The 16,398-nt window shown below is 66.7% G+C and carries 14 protein-coding genes; 5 read left to right on the forward strand and 9 right to left on the reverse strand.

The genetic code is table 11. The annotated features are described in order from the left end of the window. Positions 1–25: 25 nt before the first annotated feature. Positions 26–1,078 (forward strand): S-methyl-5-thioribose-1-phosphate isomerase, encoded by a 1,053-nt coding sequence (gene mtnA / locus MC380_RS03145; RefSeq protein ID WP_242162998.1) that lies wholly within the window; start codon positions 26–28, stop codon positions 1,076–1,078. Positions 1,079–1,426: 348 nt separating this feature from the next. Beyond that, complete coding sequence (gene gyrA, locus MC380_RS03150) at positions 1,427–4,015, forward strand: DNA gyrase subunit A (RefSeq protein ID WP_242104099.1); 2,589 nt, start codon at positions 1,427–1,429, stop codon at positions 4,013–4,015. 126 nt (positions 4,016–4,141) lie between these two features. On the opposite strand, the gene MC380_RS03155 is transcribed toward gyrA, so the two are convergent. Together MC380_RS03155 and MC380_RS03160 are read right to left on the reverse strand one after the other, a co-directional pair. Further along, a complete protein-coding gene (locus MC380_RS03155) occupies positions 4,142–4,693 on the reverse strand; it encodes a ferritin-like domain-containing protein (RefSeq protein WP_242163040.1) in 552 nt (183 codons plus the stop codon). 58 nt (positions 4,694–4,751) lie between these two features. Then, positions 4,752–5,234 (reverse strand): peroxiredoxin, encoded by a 483-nt coding sequence (locus tag MC380_RS03160; protein WP_242104098.1) that lies wholly within the window; start codon positions 5,232–5,234, stop codon positions 4,752–4,754. 153 nt (positions 5,235–5,387) lie between these two features. Here MC380_RS03160 and MC380_RS03165 point away from each other — a divergent pair, with 153 nt between their 5' ends. The 3 genes from MC380_RS03165 (at position 5,388) to MC380_RS03175 (ending at position 7,512) form a co-directional block, all read left to right on the forward strand. Then, a complete protein-coding gene (locus MC380_RS03165) occupies positions 5,388–5,879 on the forward strand; it encodes an Hsp20/alpha crystallin family protein (RefSeq protein WP_242163000.1) in 492 nt (163 codons plus the stop codon). 84 nt (positions 5,880–5,963) lie between these two features. Next, positions 5,964–6,476 carry an Hsp20/alpha crystallin family protein gene (locus tag MC380_RS03170; protein WP_242104096.1) on the forward strand — a complete coding sequence of 171 codons (513 nt, stop codon included), beginning with the start codon at positions 5,964–5,966 and terminating at the stop codon, positions 6,474–6,476. 103 nt (positions 6,477–6,579) lie between these two features. Next, positions 6,580–7,512, forward strand: coding sequence for a DnaJ C-terminal domain-containing protein (locus tag MC380_RS03175; RefSeq protein ID WP_242163001.1), 933 nt, complete (start codon positions 6,580–6,582; stop codon positions 7,510–7,512). Between the two features lie 10 nt (positions 7,513–7,522). Here MC380_RS03175 and pilH read toward each other — a convergent pair whose 3' ends face one another. The 7 genes from pilH to MC380_RS03210 form a co-directional block, all read right to left on the reverse strand. Then, entirely contained in the window at positions 7,523–7,906 is a 384-nt protein-coding gene (gene pilH, locus MC380_RS03180; protein ID WP_242104094.1) for a twitching motility response regulator PilH, read from the reverse strand. Between the two features lie 61 nt (positions 7,907–7,967). Beyond that, positions 7,968–8,960 (reverse strand): YhdH/YhfP family quinone oxidoreductase, encoded by a 993-nt coding sequence (locus tag MC380_RS03185; RefSeq protein WP_242163003.1) that lies wholly within the window; start codon positions 8,958–8,960, stop codon positions 7,968–7,970. A 25-nt stretch (positions 8,961–8,985) separates the two neighbouring features. After that, the gene (locus tag MC380_RS03190) at positions 8,986–9,585 is read right to left on the reverse strand and encodes a TIGR00730 family Rossman fold protein (RefSeq protein ID WP_242163005.1); all 600 of its coding nucleotides are present in this window, start codon (positions 9,583–9,585) and stop codon (positions 8,986–8,988) included. After that, on the reverse strand, positions 9,585–10,442 hold the full coding sequence (locus MC380_RS03195) for an SAM-dependent methyltransferase (protein ID WP_242104091.1): 858 nt from the start codon (positions 10,440–10,442) through the stop codon (positions 9,585–9,587). Before MC380_RS03195 ends, MC380_RS03190 begins: the two co-directional genes overlap by 1 nt. Positions 10,443–10,620: 178 nt before the next feature. Continuing rightward, positions 10,621–12,075, reverse strand: a complete 1,455-nt coding sequence (gene lpdA / locus MC380_RS03200) for a dihydrolipoyl dehydrogenase (RefSeq protein ID WP_242163007.1) — start codon at positions 12,073–12,075, stop codon at positions 10,621–10,623. Positions 12,076–12,251: 176 nt separating this feature from the next. Continuing rightward, complete coding sequence (sucB, locus tag MC380_RS03205) at positions 12,252–13,505, reverse strand: dihydrolipoyllysine-residue succinyltransferase (protein ID WP_242163009.1); 1,254 nt, start codon at positions 13,503–13,505, stop codon at positions 12,252–12,254. Between the two features lie 49 nt (positions 13,506–13,554). Next, positions 13,555–16,395, reverse strand: a complete 2,841-nt coding sequence (locus tag MC380_RS03210; RefSeq protein WP_242163011.1) for a 2-oxoglutarate dehydrogenase E1 component — start codon at positions 16,393–16,395, stop codon at positions 13,555–13,557. Positions 16,396–16,398 lie beyond the last annotated feature (3 nt).

Consider the following 16,398-nt stretch of genomic DNA (forward strand, 5'->3'; position numbering starts at 1 on the left):
CATGCGTGGCCGTTAAACTGTACGGATGAGCGATATCGACTACGCACGCTACGACCGCATCCGTCCGATCCGCTGGACCGGCGACGCCCTGGAACTGCTCGATCAGCGCAAGCTGCCCTTCGCAACGGAATACCTCACCTGTCGCAACAGCGACGAAGTCGCCGCGGCCATTCACGCGTTGGCGGTGCGCGGCGCACCGGCGATCGGCATTGCCGCGGCGTGGGGCGTGGTGCTCGCGGCACGCGAGATCGACGCTTCGGAGCCTGACCAAGCGGCCGTGCAGCTGGAACCCGCACTGCGGCGGTTGAACGCCGCCAGACCCACGGCGGTCAATCTGGCCTGGGCGCTGGCGCGCATGCGCGCGGCCTTGCTGCGCGCGACGGGGGATTGGCGCGAGGCGCTGGAAGCCGAAGCCCGCGCCATCGAAACCGAGGACCTGGCCGCCAATCGCCACATGGGTGCGCTCGGCGCGGCGCTGATCCCGCAGGGCAGCGGTGTGCTGACCCATTGCAACACCGGCTCGTTGGCTACTGCCGGCTTCGGCACCGCGCTGGGGGTGATCCGCGCCGGCGTGGCCCAGGGTCGGATCGATGCCGTATTCGCAGGCGAAACCCGCCCATGGCTGCAGGGTGCGCGCCTGACCGTGTGGGAACTGCAGCAGGACGGCATCGACGCCACCCTGATCGCGGACGCGGCGGCATCGCATCTGATGAAGGCAGGAAAAGTGCAGTGGGTGGTGGTTGGCGCCGATCGGATCTGTGCCAATGGCGATGTCGCCAACAAGATCGGGACCTATCAGCTGGCGATCGCCGCGCGCCATCACGGGGTGAAGTTCATGGTCGTCGCACCTTCCTCGACAGTAGACATGGCTACCGCCAGCGGGGACCTGATCGAGATCGAAGAGCGAGAAGCCGGCGAACTGCACGGCGTCGGCGGCACGCGTACCGTGGCCGAGGGCATCGCCGCCTGGAATCCGGTGTTCGATGTCACCCCGCACGATCTGATCGATGCGATCGTCACCGAGAAGGGCGTCGTGGAGCGACCGGACGAAGAGCGGATGCGGGCGCTGTTCGGCTAGCGCTGGCGCAACTTCCAGCCGCGCGGCATCCCTGTGGGAGCGGCCTTGGCCGCGAACGCCTTTCGGTCGGTCGCCCGGAAAGGTCCAAGGCATTCGCGGCCAGGGCCGCTCCCACGGACGCGTTTTCGGGCTGTGGGGATGATCGCCAGGTTGCGACGTTCCGAACGCCCCGAGAAACCACCTAACTTGTTGTTTCCATATGGAAATTGCGGGTGCTTTCGACGCTCCGAAATGCTAGAATTTCAGGTCGTTGAACCCCGTCTGTTCCGGTCCTCGCGAACCCTCCCGTGAGGCTGGCGCGCGTGCCGGGGAAATTCCCTCAAGCCGTCTCCAGGAAACCCACGCCGCATGGCTGAACTCGCCAAGGAAATCATCCCGGTCAATCTCGAAGACGAGATGCGCCGCAGCTACCTCGACTACGCCATGAGCGTGATCGTGGGGCGCGCGTTACCGGACGTGCGCGACGGGCTCAAGCCGGTGCATCGCCGCGTGCTGTTCGCCATGCACGAGCTCGGCGCGCACAGCAACAAGCCCTATTACAAGTCGGCGCGCATCGTCGGCGACGTGATCGGCAAGTTCCACCCGCATGGCGACCAGTCGGTGTACGACACCCTGGTGCGCATGGCGCAGCCGTTCTCGCTGCGCTATCTGCTGGTCGACGGGCAGGGCAACTTCGGTTCCGTCGACGGCGACGCCGCCGCGGCGATGCGCTATACCGAGGCGCGCATGGCGCGGCTCACCCACGAGCTGCTGGCCGATATCGACAAGGAAACCGTCGACTTCCAGCCTAATTACGACGAGAAGGAGCAGGAACCCACGGTCATGCCGACCCGGTTCCCGAACCTGCTGGTCAACGGCTCGGCGGGCATTGCGGTGGGCATGGCGACCAACATCCCGCCGCACAACTTGACCGAGATCATCGCTGCGACGATGGCGCTGATCGACAACCCGCAGATCGACATCGAGGGCCTGATGGAACACGTGCCGGGGCCGGATTTCCCCACCGCCGGCATCATCAACGGCGTCGGCGGCATCCACCTGGCCTACCGCACCGGTCGCGGCCGCGTGCGCATGCGCGCGCGTGCGGACGTGGAAGTGATGGACAACGGTCGCGAAGCGATCATCGTCACCGAGATTCCGTACCAGGTGAACAAGGCGCGGCTGATCGAGAAGATCGCCGAGCTGGTCAAGGAGAAGAAGCTCGACGGGATCAGCGAGCTGCGCGACGAGTCCGACAAGGACGGCATGCGCATCTACATCGAGATCAAGCGCGGCGATTCGGCCGAAGTCGTGCTCAACAACCTGTATTCGCAGACGCCGATGGAATCGGTGTTCGGCATCAACATGGTGGCGCTGGTCGACGGGCGCCCGCAGCTGCTGAACCTGAAGCAGATGCTGGAGGCCTTCGTCCGCCACCGCCGCGAGGTGGTCACCCGCCGCACCATCTTCGACCTGCGCAAGGCGCGGGCGCGTGCCCACATCCTGGAAGGCCTGACCGTCGCGCTCGCCAACATCGACGAGATGATCGAGCTGATCAAGACCTCGGCCAATCCGGAAGAAGCGCGCACGAAGATGCTGGCGCGGACCTGGGATCCGGGCCTGGTCGCCGCGCTGCTGGCGTCCGCGGGCAGCGACGCCTCGCGGCCCGAGGACCTGCCGCCAGGCGTGGGCCTGGTCGAGGGCAGGTACCAGCTCACAGAAATCCAGGCGCAGCAGATCCTGGAAATGCGCCTGCACCGCCTCACCGGCCTGGAGCAGGACAAGCTCACCGAGGAATATCGCCAGCTGCTGGAGACCATCCGTGGCCTGATCGAAATCCTCGAGCATCCGGACGTGCTGATGCGCGTGATCCGGGAAGAGCTGGAGAACCTGAAGGAAGAGTTCGGCGACGCTCGCCGCAGCGAAATCCGCGCCAGTGAGGAGGATCTCGACATCCTCGACCTGATCGCTCCGGAAGACGTGGTGGTGACGCTCTCCCATGCCGGTTACGCCAAGCGGCAGCCGGCCAGCGCTTATCGCGCACAGCGCCGCGGCGGACGCGGCCGCAATGCGGCGGCCACCAAGGAAGAGGATTTCATTGATCAGCTGTGGCTGGTGAATACCCACGACACGCTGCTGACCTTCACCAGTGCCGGACGCGTGTTCTGGCTGTCGGTGCACCAGCTGCCCGATGCGGGCCCGAATGCGCGCGGCCGCCCGATCATCAACTGGATCCCGCTGGAGGAAGGCGAGAAGGTCCAGGCCGTGCTGCCGGTGCGCGAGTACGCCGAGGGCCAGTACGTGTTCTTCGCCACGCGCAACGGCACGGTCAAGAAAACCCCGCTGCCCGAATACGCATTCCGACTGCAGCGCGGCAAGATCGCGATCAATCTGGACGAAGGCGATGCCCTGGTCGGAGCCGAGCTGACCAATGGCGAGCGCGATATCATGCTGTTCGCCAGCAACGGCAAGGCCGTGCGCTTCGACGAGGCCAGCGTGCGCGCCATGGGCCGCACCGCCACCGGCGTGCGCGGCATGCGCCTGGCGCCTGGCGAGGAAGTGGTGAGCCTGATCGTGGTGGATGGCGATGGCGACATCCTCACCGCCAGCGAGCGCGGTTACGGCAAGCGCACCCCGGTGGCCGACTATCCCAAGAAGGGTCGCGGCACCCAGGGCGTGATCGCGCTGCAGACCACGACGCGCAACGGCAAGCTGGTCGGCGCGATCCAGCTGTCCGACCACCACGAAGTCCTGCTGATCTCCGACGGCGGCACGCTCGTGCGCACGCGCGCCGCCGAGATCGCCCAGGTCGGCCGCAATACCCAGGGCGTGACCCTGATGCGGGTCGGTGCGGACGAGAGCCTGCAGGCGATCGAGCGCGTGGATGCGTCGCTGGACGAGGATGGCGAACCCGCCGTTGCCGAAAGCGAGGCAGTGCAGAGCGCGCCGCTGGGTTGATTCATCTGCAGGAGCGACGTCAGTCGCGAGTTCTTATGAAGAAGGCGGCCGAGGGCCGCCTTCTATTTGCCTGCCGGGCGATCGAAAAAGCTCGCGACCGACGTCGCTCCTGCAACGTCGCTGCGGCTATTTGCCGATCCACCCGTTGAGCAGGTCGGCGAACTCGTCGGCGTGCTCCTCCTCCTGGGCCAGGATGCTTTCCAGGATGCGCTTGGTGGTGGTATCGCGATTGCCGATGTAGTTGATCATTTCGCGATAGCTGTCGATCGCGATCCGCTCGGCGATCAGATCTTCCTTGACCATGTCGCGCAGGTCCTTGCCGACCTTGTACTCGGCATGCGCACGGCGGGTCAGCGTATCGGGATCCAGATCCGGTTCTCCGCCCAGCTGCACGATGCGCTCTGCGATCTTGCTCGCATGCTCCTGCTCCTGCTGCGCATGCTCCAGGAATTCGCCCTTCACCGCGTCGGCGAGCATGCCGGAGGCCATGTGGTAATGCCGCAGGTAACGCAGGACGCAGACCCATTCGGTGGCCAGGGCGTCGTTGAGCAGGCGGATGACCTCTTTGCGGTCCGCGGTATAGGTCTCGGTGATCGCGCCCTTGTCGATGCTCTTGCGTGCGCGTGCGCGCAGTGTGGCCACGTCGGTCAGTGCAGCGGTTGTGCCGGTCGGAATCATCGCGTTGCTGCTTTTCCGGTTGGCTTGCTTGGCCATGCTGGCGCTCCGGTGGCTATGATCAGGAAGGCAGGTGTTCGAGCACGTAATCGGCCGACGAGACGCGGAATTCGCCCGGCGCCTCCACGTGCAACTGCTTGACCACGCCGTCTTCGGCATACAGCGCGAAGCGCTTGCTGCGCGTGCCCATGCCATACGCGCTGGCGTCCATCTCCAGCCCCAGCGCGCGGGTGAAGTCGCCGTTGCCGTCGGCCAGCATCAGCAATCCCTCCGGCACGTTCTGGCTCTGGCCCCAGGCCTGCATCACGAACGGATCGTTGACCGACACGCAGGCCACGTCGACGCCTTTGGCGCGGAAGTCCTCGAAGCGTTCGACGAACCCGGGCAGGTGGCGTTCCGAACAGGTGGGAGTGAAGGCGCCGGGCACCGCGAAGAGCACCACCCTCTTGCCGTCGAACAGGCTGCGCGTGTCGACGATTTCCACGCCGTCGCCGATCTTGTTGAGGGTGGTTTCGGGCAGCCTGTCGCCGGCCTGGATGGTCATCTACGCACTCCTGGAGAGGAAAGGGAAAAACGCGGTGAGGGGGAGTCTATGGGGACGAGGGTAAGGCCGCGTCAAGGGGTTGAAACCGTGATCGCAGTGGCCATCTAGCCGGCATCGCGGCCGCATCGCGCCGCCCCCGAACAGGACCACCACATGAGCACCCAGCGCCATCGCCACCGGCCCAGCGTCCACAGGGCTTTCCAACAGCACGCCTTCGGCCGGTTCTTCGATGCCGGCGAATCCGACCAGTCCGGCCAGGCGGGTACTGCCGCCATCGCATGGGCGCCGCGCGTCGACATCAAGGAGGAGGAGGGCCGCTTCGTGATCTACGCCGACCTGCCCGGTGTAGACCCGCAGGCGATCGAAGTGCAGATGCACGAGGGCATCCTCTCGATCCGGGGCGAACGCGCCGGCACCGGCAGCGATGGGGCGGGGCGCTATGCGCACGCCGAACGCCGCCACGGCCGCTTCCACAGGCAGTTCGCGCTGCCCGACGGCGCCGACGCCGGGGGCATCGTCGCCCGCAGCCACAACGGCGTGCTGGAAGTCGCGATCCCGAAGAAGCCGGCCACCGTTTCGCGGCGCATTCCGGTGGCCGCGGCCTCCGCCCCCGGGGCTGACGCAAACGTGCACGCGGCCGCTTGAAAGCCGGCCGCGAGCACCTATGTGGGGCGTGACGGCGCAGCCGTCGAACCCTTTCTCAACACAAACCGAATGGAGGTGAATGCGATGAACATTGTCCGTTACCGCCAATGGCCGGGACAGGCGTCGCTCCAGAACGAAATCCGGCAGGCGTTCGATCGCCTGTTCGAAGGCGGTCCGTTCGACCAGACCGGCGCCGACGACAGTTCGGTCGTGACCAGCCAGTGGGTGCCGAGCGTCGACGTACGCGAGGAGAACGACCGCTTCGTCCTGTATGCCGATCTGCCGGGCATCGATCCTCAGGACATCGAGGTCTCGATGGACAAGGGCATGCTCACGATCAAGGGCGAGCGCAGCAGCGAAACTTCGAGCGAAACCGAACGCTTCTCGCGCGTCGAGCGCCGTTACGGCAGTTTCCACCGCCGCTTCGCGCTGCCGGACAGCGCAGATCCGGAAGGCATCCGGGCGAGCGGCCGGCACGGCGTGCTGGAGATCACCATTCCGAAGCGTCCGGAGTCGGCCCCGCGCCGGATCCAGGTAGGGCGCTTCGAGGACCAGCCAGGACAATCGGCCAGCGGGTCGGGGACGACTTCCCACTGATCGATCCGCGGCCGGAGCAGTCCCACCGGACAACGCGTTAATCTCGTGCCCACGGAGGCTCACCGCTTCCGTGGGCATCGGGTGAACGGCAACCGGACAGCGCATGCAATTCAAGGACTACTACCAGATCCTCGGGATCGAGCCGGGTGCGGGCGAGGGTGAGATCAAGACCGCCTATCGCCGGCTGGCGCGCAAATACCACCCGGACGTCAGCAAGGAGGCCGGTGCCGAGGAACGCTTCAAGGCGGTCAACGAGGCCTACGAGGCGCTGCGCGATCCCGAGAAGCGCGCCGCCTACGACCAGCTGCGCTCGCGCGGCTACCGGCCCGGCGACGAGGTGCATCCGCCGCAGGGCGGTTTCCAGGGCCAGGCCGACGGCTTCGATTTCGAGGAAATCTTTGCCGGCGGCGGCGCGGGCGGCGGGTTCAGCGACTTCTTCGAGGAACTGTTCGGTCGGCGTCGCGGCGGGGCCGGTCCATCGGCTCCCGGCCGCGGCCCGCAGCCGCGCGGGGATACGCGCGCCAAGCTGTCGGTGCCGCTGGATGCGGTCTACCACGGCAGCAGCGTGCGCATCGGCATCAACGGCAAGTCGCTGGATGTGCGCATTCCGAAAGGCATCCGGCCTGGGCAGGTCATCCGCCTGGCCGGCCAGGGCGGCTCGGGCCGCGCCGACGGGCATCCCGGGGCGCGTGGCGACCTGTTGCTGGAGATCGAGTACGCAGCGCATCCGCAGTTCGAGGTCGACGGGCGCAACATCATCCACATGCTGCCGGTCGCCCCGTGGGAGGCGGCACTGGGCGCAACCGTCAGCGTGCCCACGCTCGGCGGTCCGGTGGAGCTGAAAATTCCGGCCGATTCGGAAGCCGGACGCAAGCTGCGCCTGCGCGGTCGCGGCCTTCCCGGTAGCGCTTCGGCCGCGGCGGGCGACCAGATCGTCGAGTTGGAGGTGCTGGCGCCGAAGGCCAACAGCGAATCCGAGCGCCAGGCCTATCGCACCCTGCAGCAGGCCTTCGGCGACGACTGGCGGCGCGCCTGACCTTGCTCCGTCACGCCGCTGGCGTGGGTGCCGGATCCAGCACCTTGGCGATCATCTCGGCCAGTTCGCTCTCGCTGAAAGGCTTGCTCAGATAGGCCCTGGCCCCCTGACGCATGCCCCAGACGCGATCGGTTTCCTGGTCCTTGGTGGTGACCATGATGACCGGGATGTGCCGGGTGGCGGCGTCGCGGGTGATGGCGCGCGTGGCCTGGAATCCGTTGAGGTTGGGCATCACCACGTCCATCAGCACCAGATCGGGCTGTTCGCTGCGCGCCTTGTCCACGCCTTCGGCGCCGTCTTCGGCGGTGATCGCCTCGTGCCCAAGTTTTTCGACGATGCGGCGGATGCCCATCAGCTGCGACGGCGAATCGTCGACGATCAGGATGCGTGCCATGAGCTTTCCCCGGGTTCCGGGTCGATTCTAGCGGGCGCGGTGGTCGCCGCAAGCGCGCCGGTCACAGCCGGACGATCGTGCGCCCCAGCGATCCGCCCGCGAGCATGTTGGCGAAAACCTCCGGCAGCTGCTCCAGCGTCGCCTCGCGGGTGCAGATTCGGTCCAGGTGGCGCGGTTTCCAGTCCGTGGCCAGGCGCTGCCAGATTTCGCCGCGGATATCCCGCGCGGTGCCGGCCGAGGCCACGCCCAGCAGCGACACGCCGCGGATGATGAAAGGCATGACCGTCGTAGCCAGGTCGTGCGACGCTGCGAGCCCGGCGCTGGCGACGTTGCCGTAGGGCGCGGTCTGTGCCAACAGGCTTGCGAGCATCGGCCCGCCCACGTTGTCCAGCCCGCCGCCGAAGCGAACGCTCTCCATCGGCCGCGCAGGCTGCAGCGCGTCGCGGCCGAGCACCTCGCTTGCGCCGATGGCCCTGAGGTAGGCCGTCTGCGCGGCCTTGCCGCTGATCGCGTGCACTTGGTAGCCGGCGCTGCTGAAGATGTCCACGGCCAGCGATCCGACCCCGCCGCTTGCGCCCGTCACCGCCAGCGGCCCCATCGCCGGCGTCTGCCGGTTCTCGCACATGCGGAACAGGGCCAGTGCGGCAGTGAAACCGGCCGTGCCCAGAATCATGCTTTCGCGCAGGTCCAGGCCCGCGGGCAGGGGAATGACCCACTTGGACTCGAGCCTGGCGTATTGCGCGTAGCCACCGTCGCGGGTCTCGCTCAGGCCCGACCCGGTCACCAGCACCGGATCTCCTTCGCGAAAGCTCGCGTCGGTCGATGCCACCACATGCCCGGCCACGTCGATGCCGCCGACCAGCGGGAACCAGCGCAGGATCTTCCCCTGGCCGGTGCCGGCCAGCGCGTCCTTGAAATTGACCGCGGAATACACGGCCTTGATGACGACTTCGCCGGGATTGAGATCGTCCAACGAAACCCGCTCGATGCCGCTGCGGTAGCCGTCAGCGTCGTTATGGATGCGGAAGGCGTTGAAGGTGGTGGGTATGGTCATGGGCGTGTCCGGGTTGCGAGCAGGCTCAGCGCAATTCCCTGCGCCGCTTCTCGTCGAGCCATTTGTCCGCTTGCGCGGGCGTGTAGGCGCGCATCCAGGCGAACAACGCATCGATGTCCTCGCCGTGCCACAGGTCGCGCCGCTGCTCGGCATGCAGGAAGCGTTCGGCGACCATGTGGTCCAGCATCGCGATCAGCGGCTCGTAGTAGCCGTCGACATCGAGGAAGGCGCAGGGCTTGTCGCCCAGGCCGAGCTGGCGCCAGGTCAGCATCTCGAACATCTCGTCCAGCGTACCGAAGCCGCCGGGCAGTGCGACGAAGGCATCCGACAGGTCGAACATGCGCGCCTTGCGTTCGTGCATCGAGCCGACGACCTCCAGCCGGGTGACGCCGCGATGCGCGACTTCCCAGTCGACCAGCTGCTTCGGGATCACGCCGATGACTTCGCCGCCGGCCTGCAGTACCGCATCGGCCACTACGCCCATCAGGCCGACGTTGCCGCCGCCGTAGACCAGGCTCAGGCCCTGCTTTGCGATCCGGTCGCCCAGGGCCATCGCACGTTCGGCGTAGGCCGGCCTTGCCCCGGTGTTGGAGCCGCAGTAGACACAGATCGAGCGTAGGGGCATCACGTGGCTTCCAGAAGCACGATGCCGGACATGCGGCGCATCGCCGCGCGCCTGGCTTTGGGTTGCAGGCGGTCGAGGAGTTTCCACAGCCAGATTCGCGGCATTGTCCGGTCGAGGCGCAGCGCCTCGTCCCAGCTGGAGCGGAATTCCGCTTCCCGCCAGCCATACGGTGCGAAGAAGGCAGTACCCTCGGCCGGGCCGAAGCGGAAGGGCGCGCGGCCTTCGCGCAGCTTCGGCGACCAGGAGCGTTCCAGGAACTTGAGCAGCATCGGCGAGGCGAGGTCGGACAGCCACCAGCGGGCCCGGGCGATCTGGTGCAGATCGCGGGCGAGCGCTGCGACATCCTTAGCTTCTAGGTAGATCAGCAGACCTTCGGTGAGCACCAGGACAGGACCCCGGCTGGCGGCGTGCGCGAAGACTTCACGGCGGGCCTGGGCATCGCGCATGTCGGCGGCGATGAACTCCAATTCGCAGCGCGGTTGCTCACCCGCCATCTGTGTCCGGAAGTAGTCGACCATGTCCGGCAGGTCGACGTGCAGCCAACGCAGGCTTTCCGGCAGTTCCAGGCGATAGGGGCGGGCATCCAGGCCTGCCGCCAGGTTCAACACCGTCGCCGCGCCCTGGCCGATGCAGCGTGTGACGATCTCGTCCATCACGGCGGTGCGCACCACCATCGGCCAGCTCATGGCCGCGCCCCTGGGCATCGCATCGACGATGGCCTGGCCGCGTTCGCCGCCCAGACGTCGGGCGTACGGGTCGTGGAAGATCGCGTCGGCGCGTTCGCTCTCCATCGCGCGATAGATCGCGACCCACAGCGCCGTGTCGGAGACGTTACGGATGGGATTTGAGCTGTCCATCTGTGAACTCCCCGGGCGAAAAATAAATGCGCTCTACGACGACGCGGATCGTTCGTTCGGTGCCTGGCCTAGCCCCTGAGCCAGGGGCGGTTCGCGCCGAATGCACGAAAGGGCGGGTATGGAATGCACGCTTCGGGGCCCATGATTCGCACAACGAATCATGGGGGCAAGGCGAACCTCAGTTCGCCTTGTGGATCGCGCGCTTGTCCACCGCCATCGCGGCATCGTGCACGGCCTCGGACAGGCTCGGGTGCGCATGCACGATGCGGGCCAGATCGTCGGCCGCGCCGCTGAACTCCATCGTCAGTACACCTTCGTGCACCAGCTCGGAAACGTTGGCGCCGACCAGGTGCATGCCGAGGACGCGGTCAGTTTCCGCGTGCGCCAGGACCTTCACGAAGCCGGCCGGCTCGGCCATCGCCACGGCACGGCCGACCGCGGCGAACGGGAAGCTGCCGGCCTTGTACGGGATGCCGTCGGCCTTGAGCTGCTCCTCGGTCTTGCCGACCCAGGCGATCTCCGGCTCGGTGTAGATCACCCAGGGGATGGTGTCGTAATTGACATGGCCGGGCAGGCCGGCGATCAGCTCGGCGACCATGATCCCTTCCTCGAAGCCCTTGTGCGCCAGCATCGGGCCGCGCACGCAGTCGCCCACCGCCCAGACGCCATCGACGCCGGTGTGGCAGTGCTCGTCGACTTCGATCACGCCGCGCTGGTCGAGCTTCACGCCGACGCCGTCGGCGAGCAGGCCCTTTGACGCGGCGCGACGGCCGACCGCGACCAGCAGCTTGTCGACCACGATGGTCTGCTCGCCGGAGCCATCGCTATAGGTGACGTGCACTTCCTCGGCCTTGCCCTTCTTCGCGCCCTTGACAGGCACGACCTCGGCCTTGCTGACCTTGGCGCCGAGCCGGATGTCCAGGCCTTGCTTCTTGAATTCCCGGGCCGCGGTCTTCGCCGCTTCCTTGTCGGCGGTGGCCAGGAAGTCGGGCAGGGCTTCAAGCACGGTGACCTGCGATCCGAGGCGGTTCCAGACGCTGCCCAGCTCCAGTCCGATCACCCCCGCGCCGATCACGCCCAGGCGCTTGGGCACCTCGGTGAAATCGAGCGCACCGACATTGTCGACGATGTGCTCGCCAAACTCTGCAAAAGGCAGTTCGATCGAGTCCGAACCGGCGGCCAGCACGACATTCGTGCCCTTGAGCTCGACCTCGCTGCCGTCGTGTTGCTTCACTTTGACGATGTTGCCCGGTTGCAGCACGCCATAACCGTAGAACGCCGTCACCTTGTTCGCCTTGAACAGCATCGCGATGCCGCCGGTGAACTGCTTCACGATCTTGTCCTTGCGGCCGATCATGGTGCCGACGTCGATCTTCGCGTCCTTGGTCGTAATGCCGTGCTCGCCGAAGATGTGGCCGAGGTTCCAGAACTGGCGCGAGGAATCGAGCAGCGCTTTGGACGGGATGCAGCCGACGCGCAGGCAGGTGCCGCCGAGCGCCGGCTTGCCGTCCTTACCCAGCGCGGCGTCGATGCAGGCGGTCTTCATGCCCAGCTGCGCGGCGCGGATCGCGGCGTGGTAGCCGGCCGGGCCGGCGCCGATGACGATGACGTCGAATTGCTGTTGCTCGCTCATTGCACGGTTTCCTGCTGTTTCCTTCTCCCTCCGGGAGAAGGTGGCGCGTAGCGCCGGATGAGGGTTCGGCGAAGCGACGATCTCGAGCCGACGAATGAAGCAGGGATCTTGAGGATGCGTCGCTTCGCCGTACCCTCACCCCAACCCCTCTCCCGGTGGGAGAAGGGCTCAGGGATTCACATCCCCAGCAGCATCCGGCTCGGGTTCTCGAGCTGGTTCTTGATGTCCACCAGGAACAGCACCGCATCCTTGCCGTCGATGATGCGATGGTCGTACGACAGAGCGATGTACATCATCGGCGCGGCGACCACTGCCCCGCCTTCGACGATGGCGCGTTCCTTGATCGCGTGCATGCCCAGGATCGCGCTCTGCGGCGGATTCACGATCGGGGTCGACATCAGCGAGCCGAAGGTGCCGCCGTTGGTGATGGTGAAGGTGCCGCCCTGCAGGTCCTCGAGCTTGAGCCCGCCCTCGCGCGCGGCCTTGGCGTAGGCGCCGATCGCCCTCTCGATCTCGGCGAAGCCCATGCGCTCAACGTTGCGCAGCACCGGCGTCACCAGCCCCTTGTCGGTGCTGACCGCGATGCTGATGTCGGCGTAGCCGTGGTAGATGATGTCCTCGCCGTCGACCGAGGCGTTGACCACCGGGTACTTCTGCAAGGCGTTGGCGGCGGCTTTGGCGAAGAAGCTCATGAAGCCGAGCTTGACGCCGTTGTCCTTTTCGAACTGCTCGCCCAGCTCCTTGCGCATGGCCATGACTTTGCCCAGGTTGACCTCGTTGAACGAGGTCAGCATGGCGATCGAGTTCTTCGACTGCATCAGGCGCTCGGCGATGCGCTTGCGGATCCGGGTCATCGGCACGCGTTCTTCAGGACGGGCACCACCGCCGACACCGGCGGTTTTGCCGCTGGCGTAGTTGACGATGTCTTCCTTGGTCACCGCGCCGCGGCGGCCAGTGCCCGCGACCTGGGCCGGGTCGACGCCCTCCTTGGTCGCGGTGAACTTGGCGCCCGGCGGCAGATCGCTGGCGGCGGCCGGCGCGGGCCTGGTCGAAGCAGGGGCGGCGGCCTCCGCCTTGGCGGCTGTCGGCTTGGCCTGCACTTCCTGCGCGCCCGCGGCGGGACCCTGTTCGGCCTTGGCGGCGGCATCGGCCTTGGGCGCCTCGGACTTCGACGCATCCGCAGCGGCGGTCGCGCCTTCCTCGATCACCGCGATGACCTGTTGGCTGGTGACGGTGGCGCCGGCCTCGAACTTGATTTCCTTGAGCACGCCGTCGACCGTCGAAGGCACTTCCAGCACGACCTTGTCGGTTTCCAGGTCCACCAGGTTTTCGTCGCGCTTGACCGCGTCGCCGACCTGCTTGTGCCAGGCGGCGATGGTGGCGTCGGAAACCGACTCGGGGAGGACGGGGACTTTGATTTCGGTGGCCATGGGGGCGTCCTGGAAGATCGATTCGGGAGATGCGGAATTGGGCGAAGGCTTATTCGGCGACGAACTGCTTGCCGTTGAGCGGGTTGACCAGTGCGTCGGCCACCAGTTGCTGCTGTTCGGCGACGTGGTCGCTGAAATGGCCGACAGCCGGCGCCGGCGAACGCGCACGGCCGCTGTAGTGCAGCGCCTGCTTCGACTGCAGACAGGCCTGCAGATGGTGCTGGATCTGGTACCAGGCGCCCTGGTTCTGCGGCTCTTCCTGGCACCAGACCACGTCGGTCGCTTTGGCGTAGCGCCCGAGTTCGGCAGCGAGTTCCTTGCGCGGGAACGGATACAGCTGTTCCACGCGCAGGATCGCAACGTCCTTGAGCTGACGCTTCTGCGCTTCTTCCAGCAGGTCGTAATAGACCTTGCCGGAACACAGCACCACGCGCTTGACCGTCTTGGCGTCGGCGCCGGCATCGGGAATCAGCAGCTGGAAGCTGCCGTTGGCCAGCTCGTCCAGCGAGGACACGGCCAGCTTGTGGCGCAGCAGCGATTTGGGCGTCATGACCACCAGCGGCTTGCGGGTGGCCATGCGCATCTGCCGGCGGATCATGTGGAAGGCCTGCGCCGGTGTGGTCGGCACGCAAACCAGCATGTTCTCCAGCGCGCACAGCTGCAGGAAGCGCTCCAGCCGGGCGGAACTGTGTTCGGGGCCCTGGCCTTCGTAGCCGTGCGGCAACAGCAGCACCAGGCCGCATAGGCGGTTCCACTTGGCTTCGCCCGAGCTGATGAACTGGTCGATCACCACCTGCGCGCCATTGGCGAAATCGCCGAACTGCGCTTCCCAGATGTCGAGCGTGGACGGATCAGCGGTGGAGAAGCCGTATTCGAACGCCATCACCGCCTCTTCGCTAAGCAGCGAATCGATGATGGTCGCGTCCTCTGGGTTCTTCACCAGTTCGCGCAGCGGCAGGTAATACCGGTCGGTCTTCTGGTCGTGCAGGACCGCATGGCGGTGGAAGAAGGTGCCACGGCCGCTGTCCTGGCCGACCAGGCGCAGCTTGCCGCCTTCGTCGAGCAGGGTGGCGTAGGCCAGGTTCTCGGCGAAGCCCCAATCGCCCGGCAGCTCGCCGGCTGCCATCTTGCGCCGGTCGTCGTAGATCTTGGCCACGCGCGGATGCAGCACAATTTCGGCCGGAATGGTGTTGATCGCATTGGCCAGGGCATCGAGCTTGCCGCGAGCGACCCGGGTATCGACCGGATCGGAGAGCTTGCCCGACAGGTACTTCGACCAGTCGATGGTGAACTCGTCGGGCTTGACCGTGGCGACTTCGGTGGTGACTTCGCCCGCATCGAGCTTGTCGCGGTAGCCGTCGACCACGGCCTGCGCTTCCCCGTCCTTCAGCGTATTCGCAGCGACCAGCCGGTCTGCGTAGAGCTCGCGCGGGGTCTTGTGCGCGCGGATGGTCTGGTACATCAGCGGCTGGGTCGCGGCCGGTTCGTCGGCCTCGTTATGGCCGTGGCGGCGATAGCAGACCAGGTCGATCACCACGTCCTTGCCGAAGCGCTGGCGGAAGTCGAAGGCCAGTTCGGCGCAGAACACCACCGCCTCTGGGTCATCGCCGTTCACGTGCAGCACCGGCGCGCCGACCATCTTGGCCACGTCGGTGCAGTACAGGGTGCTGCGCGCGTCCTGGCGGTCGCTGGTGGTGAAGCCGACCTGGTTGTTGATCACGATGTGCACGGTGCCGCCGACCGCGAAGCCGCGCGCCTGCGACATCTGGAACAGTTCCATCACCACGCCCTGGCCGGCGAAGGCGGCGTCGCCGTGCAGCAGCACCGGCAGCACCAGCCTGCGCGCCTTGTCGCCGCGGCGCTGCTGGCGCGAGCGCACGCTGCCCGCGACGACCGGGTCGACGATTTCCAGATGCGAGGGGTTGAAGGCGAGCGCGAGATGGACCGGGCCGCCCGGGGTCTGGACGTCGGCGGAGAAGCCCATGTGGTACTTCACATCGCCGGTATGCGCGCGATCGTCGTTGCTGTGCTCGAACTTGCCCTCGAACTCGTCGAACAGCTTGCGCGGCGACTTGCCCAGGGTATTGATCAGCACGTTGAGGCGGCCGCGGTGGGCCATGCCGATCACGATGTCCTTGACGCCGTCGCTGCCGGCGCGGCGTACCAGATTGTCGAGCAGCGGGATCAGGGCGTCGCCGCCTTCCAGCGAGAAGCGCTTCTGGCCGACGTACTTGGTGTGCAGGTAGCGCTCCAGGCCCTCGGCCGCGGTCAGGCGTTCGAGGATCCGTCGCCTGTCCTCATCCGTACGCCCGAAATCCCCGCCGGCGGCTTCGAGCCGCTCGTACATCCAGCGCCGCTGTTCGGCGTCGGAAATGTGCATGAACTCGGCGCCGATCGAGCCGGTGTAGGTGGCCTTGAGCAGGGCGAGCAGGTCGCGCAGCTTCATCCGCTCGCGTCCGGCCACCCCCCCGGTGCTGAACTCGCCGTCCAGGTCGCCTTCGGACAGCCGGTGAAAACCCAGCGCCAGGTCGGGCGCCTCGGATTCGGCCAGCATCCCGAGCGGGTCGAGCTTCGCAGCCAGGTGTCCGCGCGAACGGTAGGCGGTGATCAGCTTGCCGACACCACGCTCGCGCTCGTCGCCGGGTCCCGTCTGGACGGCTGCGATGCCAGCGCCCTTCGTCGCGGCACGACCGGCGGCGGCCACGGCGTCGATGACCGCCGAATGCGGTACGTCGCCCGCCTCACGACCCTTGAAACCGTCGAAATAGCTCTTCCATTTCGGCCCGACGCTGTCGGGATTGACCAGGTACTGCTCGTACAGGTCCTCGATGTAGGCGGCGTTGGCGCCGAGTTGCGAGGATTGGGAGAACTGCTGCAGGAGGTTGTCCACTTT

Source organism: Lysobacter sp. M15 (assembly GCF_022662515.1).
GTDB lineage: Bacteria > Pseudomonadota > Gammaproteobacteria > Xanthomonadales > Xanthomonadaceae > JAKPBU01.

Excerpts from the sequence above, each read along its gene's own strand:
- mtnA (WP_242162998.1), top strand. The coding sequence starts at position 26 with ATGAGCGATATCGACTACGCACGCTACGACCGCATCCGTCCGATCCGC.
- gyrA (WP_242104099.1), top strand. The coding sequence starts at position 1,427 with ATGGCTGAACTCGCCAAGGAAATCATCCCGGTCAATCTCGAAGACGAG.
- MC380_RS03155 (WP_242163040.1), bottom strand. The coding sequence starts at position 4,693 with ATGATTCCGACCGGCACAACCGCTGCACTGACCGACGTGGCCACACTG.
- MC380_RS03160 (WP_242104098.1), bottom strand. The coding sequence starts at position 5,234 with ATGACCATCCAGGCCGGCGACAGGCTGCCCGAAACCACCCTCAACAAG.
- MC380_RS03165 (WP_242163000.1), top strand. The coding sequence starts at position 5,388 with ATGAGCACCCAGCGCCATCGCCACCGGCCCAGCGTCCACAGGGCTTTC.
- MC380_RS03170 (WP_242104096.1), top strand. The coding sequence starts at position 5,964 with ATGAACATTGTCCGTTACCGCCAATGGCCGGGACAGGCGTCGCTCCAG.
- MC380_RS03175 (WP_242163001.1), top strand. The coding sequence starts at position 6,580 with ATGCAATTCAAGGACTACTACCAGATCCTCGGGATCGAGCCGGGTGCG.
- pilH (WP_242104094.1), bottom strand. The coding sequence starts at position 7,906 with ATGGCACGCATCCTGATCGTCGACGATTCGCCGTCGCAGCTGATGGGC.
- MC380_RS03185 (WP_242163003.1), bottom strand. The coding sequence starts at position 8,960 with ATGACCATACCCACCACCTTCAACGCCTTCCGCATCCATAACGACGCT.
- MC380_RS03190 (WP_242163005.1), bottom strand. The coding sequence starts at position 9,585 with ATGCCCCTACGCTCGATCTGTGTCTACTGCGGCTCCAACACCGGGGCA.
- MC380_RS03195 (WP_242104091.1), bottom strand. The coding sequence starts at position 10,442 with ATGGACAGCTCAAATCCCATCCGTAACGTCTCCGACACGGCGCTGTGG.
- lpdA (WP_242163007.1), bottom strand. The coding sequence starts at position 12,075 with ATGAGCGAGCAACAGCAATTCGACGTCATCGTCATCGGCGCCGGCCCG.
- sucB (WP_242163009.1), bottom strand. The coding sequence starts at position 13,505 with ATGGCCACCGAAATCAAAGTCCCCGTCCTCCCCGAGTCGGTTTCCGAC.